General features: G+C 68.0%; 4 protein-coding genes. 1 reads left to right on the top strand and 3 read right to left on the bottom strand.

The features are described 5' to 3' along the window. Nucleotides 1–63: 63 nt before the first annotated feature. Nucleotides 64–780, bottom strand: coding sequence for an IS3 family transposase (locus ADK67_RS07180; RefSeq protein WP_053715602.1), 717 nt, complete (start codon nt 778–780; stop codon nt 64–66). Next, nucleotides 777–1,070, bottom strand: coding sequence for a transposase (locus tag ADK67_RS07175; protein ID WP_053715601.1), 294 nt, complete (start codon nt 1,068–1,070; stop codon nt 777–779). The genes ADK67_RS07180 and ADK67_RS07175 overlap by 4 nt, the downstream gene beginning before the upstream one ends. Before the next feature lie 838 nt (nt 1,071–1,908). Here ADK67_RS07175 and ADK67_RS07170 point away from each other — a divergent pair. Then, nucleotides 1,909–3,087: a low temperature requirement protein A gene (locus tag ADK67_RS07170; RefSeq protein ID WP_231648062.1), complete on the top strand. Its 1,179-nt coding sequence runs from the start codon at nt 1,909–1,911 to the stop codon at nt 3,085–3,087. Nucleotides 3,088–3,737: 650 nt separating this feature from the next. Here the strand turns inward: ADK67_RS07170 and ADK67_RS07165 are convergent. Next, on the bottom strand, nt 3,738–4,119 hold a 382-nt coding region (locus ADK67_RS07165; protein ID WP_053715599.1), incomplete at its 5' end, for a MarR family winged helix-turn-helix transcriptional regulator.

Raw genomic sequence — 4,119 nt, 5'->3', positions numbered from 1 at the left:
ACCAGGCGGACGACAGATCAACAGCAAGGACACCCGAACCGCGGGGTCAGTCGTAAACAGGAGTCAGGCCGCCTGGTGGCAACCACCAGTCTCACAGTCGAAGCACGACCCGGTCCGTCCCACCGACAGCCGGATGCCGTGACCGGCGAGCGCGGAGCGGAACAGCGCAGAGGTGTATTGAGTTCCGCGATCGGCGTGAAAAATCGCATCGTCGCTGGTCAGGCCGCATTGGACGGTGAGGTCGAGGGCGTCGCGGACCAGTTCGGCGCGCATGTGGTCGGCCATCGCGTGCCCGATGACCTCGCGGTTGTGCAGGTCGATCACCGTGGCCAGGTAGAGCCAGCCCTCCCGCGTGGGCAGGTACGTGATGTCGCCGACCAGCCGCTGCCCAGGCGCCGGGGCGGTGAAATCGCGGCCGATCAGGTCCGGCACCGGAGCCGCGACCACATCGGGTGTGGTCAGTGACCGTCGTCTTCTGCGGGTGAGACCGACGACCCCACGCTCGCGCATGACCCGCCCGACCCGTTTGTGGTTCACCCGCCGGCCGCGACGACGCAGCGCGACGACGATCCGCGGACGCCCGTAGGCGCCCCGGTGACCGGCGTGGACCTCGGTGATCTCGGCGGCCAGGCGCTCGTCCGCTTCGGCCCGTTCCGTCCTGGTCGGGACGGCGGCGAGCCATTCGTAGAACCCCGGACGCCGCACGCCCAGGACCCTGCACAGCCGGGTGACGCCGAAGACGGCGCGGTGCTCGGAGATGAACCGGTAGCTGCGGGTCAACGACCCATCTCCTTGGCAAAATACGCGGCGGCGTTGCGGAGGATGTCCTTCTCCAGCTCCAGTTCGGCCACGCGCTTGCGCAGTTCCCGCAGCTCCTGGCGCTCCTCGTCCGACACGCCGCCCGCCGGTGGAACGGCCTGGGCCTGTTCGGTGGTGCGAACCCAGTTGCGCAGGGTCTCGTGGTTGACGCCCAGCTCGCGGGCGACCTGCCGCAACGGCCGGTCCGACGAACGGGCCAACTCGACGGCGTCTTTGCGGAACTGCTCGGGGTACTTCGACTTGCCCGACACGGGGAACATCCTTCCCCAGACCGCTGTCTGGGATCAGGGTGTCCGGTTCAAGGGGACAACCTCACAGGGAGGTGGCGGCGCGCTGGCTGGTCAGCAGGATGGCGTGCTCAGCCTCCAACCAGGCTGTCGCAGCCATGGCGTCGGACAGCGGAAGCGGACGCACGCCGCCCACCACAACCACACCACTGACCGATCGTGGCGGTGAGATCCTGACCTGATGTGCGCGACCTGGCGACGACGGTGAGGTCACCGCGGTCCTTGAAGATCAGTGCCTCTCGGCAGTCGGGGGTATGCGCATCGGCTCGCGCGTCCGAACAAGACCTTGATCGTCTTCTCCGAGTACGTGCGCTTCACAGCCGCACGCTAGCCAACTCGCGGCGCCGTCGACGTCTGCCTGGCTCGCACCGGCATGCGCCACACTTCCATGTCTCCGCTGCTCAACGACATGCCGCTCGAACGAGCCAACCGCGTCCTCCACCATCTGGTGTGAATGCCTGAGACGAGTGGTCTCGTGTCGGTGGACGACCCGCATTTCCGGCGTTGTTGACGGTGCTGCGGTCAGTTGTCCAATCGCCGACCATGACTGGGCGTGCCGTGACGGTTGACAGACCGCGGGTCGGGTTGTCGCCTAACGCCTCAACGTGGCACGGCCACCGTCGCCTACCTCGCCGGATGATCACGCACGCCACCCGATCCGGGACGGGTTCCTGCGGTCCGGAGACCGCCGCCGTCGTCGACGGTTCACCGCGAGCGAAGGGGTCACGCATCCGCGCAGGTGGGTGGCACACTTCCCGGCATGTCCACACGCAGGGCCAGAGTGGTCCACGAGGGTGCCCGGGTGACGCCACTCGAACTGTTCTTCGACCTGGTCTTCGTCTACGCGATCACCCAGGTCACGCAACTCATGGCCGCCGACCCCACGGTCCGCGGCGTGGTCCGCGGGATGCTGGTGCTCGGCATCCTGTGGTGGTGCTGGTGCTGCTACTCGTGGCTCGGCAACCGCGTGCACGCCGACGACGACGGCGCCCGGATCGTCCTGTTCGCCGCGATGGCGGTCATGTTGGTGGCGTCGGTGACCATCCCCGAGGCGTTCGTCGACCTGCCGGGCGGCCTGCCGGGTCCGCTCGTGTTCGCCGCCTGCTACCTGGTGGTTCGAGTGCTGCACCTGGTGTCGTACTGGCGCTTCGCCGCCGGTGACGCAAGCCTGCGACACCAGCTCGCCATCACCATGGCGCCAATGCTCACCGGCACGGTCGTCCTGGCGGGCGCGTCCTTCACATCGGGGCTGACCCAGACCTTGCTGTGGGGCCTCGCGCTGACCGTCGACTACGTCGGCGTCCTGCTGACCGGGGTCTCGGGTTGGCGCGTGCACTCGGCCGTCCACTTCGCCGAGCGCTACGGTCTGATCCTTATCATCGCGCTGGGCGAGTCGATCGTGGCCGTCGGCGTCGGTGTGGCCGACCTGCCGGTGTCGTGGCCGATCATCTACGGCATCGTCTGCGGCCTGGTCATAGCCGGAGCCCTCTGGTGGGCGTACTTCGACGTGGTCGCCCCCACGGCGGAGAAGATCCTGCACAACGCCTCGGGTGCCCGCCGCGCCGCCCTGGCTCGCGACTCGTACACCTACCTCCACCTGCCGATGATCGCCGGTGTCGTCCTGCTGGCCCTGGGTTTGAAGAAGGTGATGAACTACCTGGGCGGCGCCGAGGGCCACACCCCGGACGAGCACCTGCACGGCGTGGGCCCGTACGCCCTCTTCGGCGGCGTGATCCTCTACGTCCTGGGCCACCTGGGTTTCCGCTTGCGCAACATGGGTTCTGTCAACAAGGTCCGCGTGGTGCTGGCAGTCGCCTTGGCGGCCCTCACCCCGGTGGCCCTCCTGGTCCCGGCCTGGGTCGCGCTGGGCATTCTCACCCTGACCTGCGTCATCTGGATCGCTGCGGAAGTCCGCCTCTACGGCCCGGCTCGACGGGAGATCAGGGCGAGCATCCACGCCAGCCCGGCCCTCACCCCCTGACCCACTGCTCACTCGCCGGATGAATGGGTTGCCCTGCTTGATCGATGATCGGTTGTGGTAGCGCGTGCAGTGGTCGGGCGTTGGCGATGCCCTGGTGTGGCCGATGCGAGTTGTAGGACCGGTCATAGTCGCGCAGGGCGTGGGGCAGGTGTCGCTGGGCTCCAGACGAGGGTGCCGTCGAGCAGTTCGTGACGGCAGGTCCGGATCCAGCGTTCCATGATCGCGTTCATCCGCGGGATCCGGACTCCGCTGAGGACGACCCCGGATGCCCGCGTCGGCGAGGACGGCATCGAACAGCGACTCGGCGGCATCGACGGGGCGAAGGACCTCCAGACCGGGACGTACTCGAACGCGCGTTCGTCGCCGATCAACGGCAGGACCTCTCCAGCACCACCATGTCCTCGCCGTCGATGTCTCGACCGCGAAGACGCGGCGGGAACGGCGGCCGCACGTGTTCTTCCCACGGCAGCAAGAGCCGGTCCGGTCCGCTAGTGGCCCGGACCGTGCCTCACTCACCGGGCGCGGCCCGTGATCCGGCAGGTGGCGAGCCGGTTCACGGTCACGGCGCCCCCGCTCGGGCGTCCGCGGTGCGGTGAAGTCGGTCGTGACGTAACCAGGTCGACAGGCGTTCACGAACGGTGGGTTGTGTTCTAGGGGGTGTGGTCGGTTTCGGTTGTTTTCTTGCGTCGTCGTGGTTCTGCGGATCGTGGTGGTGTCTGGCGCATGTGGTCTCGTGTGCGGGTGAGGATGTCGGCGAGTGTCTCGATGTCGGTGCGGGACAGTGCGGCGAACAGCAGGTCGTCGAGGACGGCGATGTGGCCGGGGAAGACCTGTGCGAGTAGGGCGCGTCCTTCGTCGGTGAGGGTGACGGTGATGCCGCGTTCGTCGTCGGAGGACGGTGTCCGGGTCACGAGGCGCCGTTTTTCCAGGGTTTGTGCCTGGTAGGTGAGTCCGCTGCGGCTGTAGACGACGCCGTCGGCGAGGTCGGTCATGCGTCGGCTGCCGGTGGGGGAGTCGCCGAGGGTGGCCAGG

Source organism: Saccharothrix sp. NRRL B-16348 (assembly GCF_001280085.1).
In the GTDB taxonomy this organism is placed as follows: Bacteria; Actinomycetota; Actinomycetes; order Mycobacteriales; family Pseudonocardiaceae; genus Actinosynnema.
The sequence above is the reverse complement of the archived record's forward strand: the minus strand, read 5'-3'. Positions and strand labels throughout refer to the sequence as shown.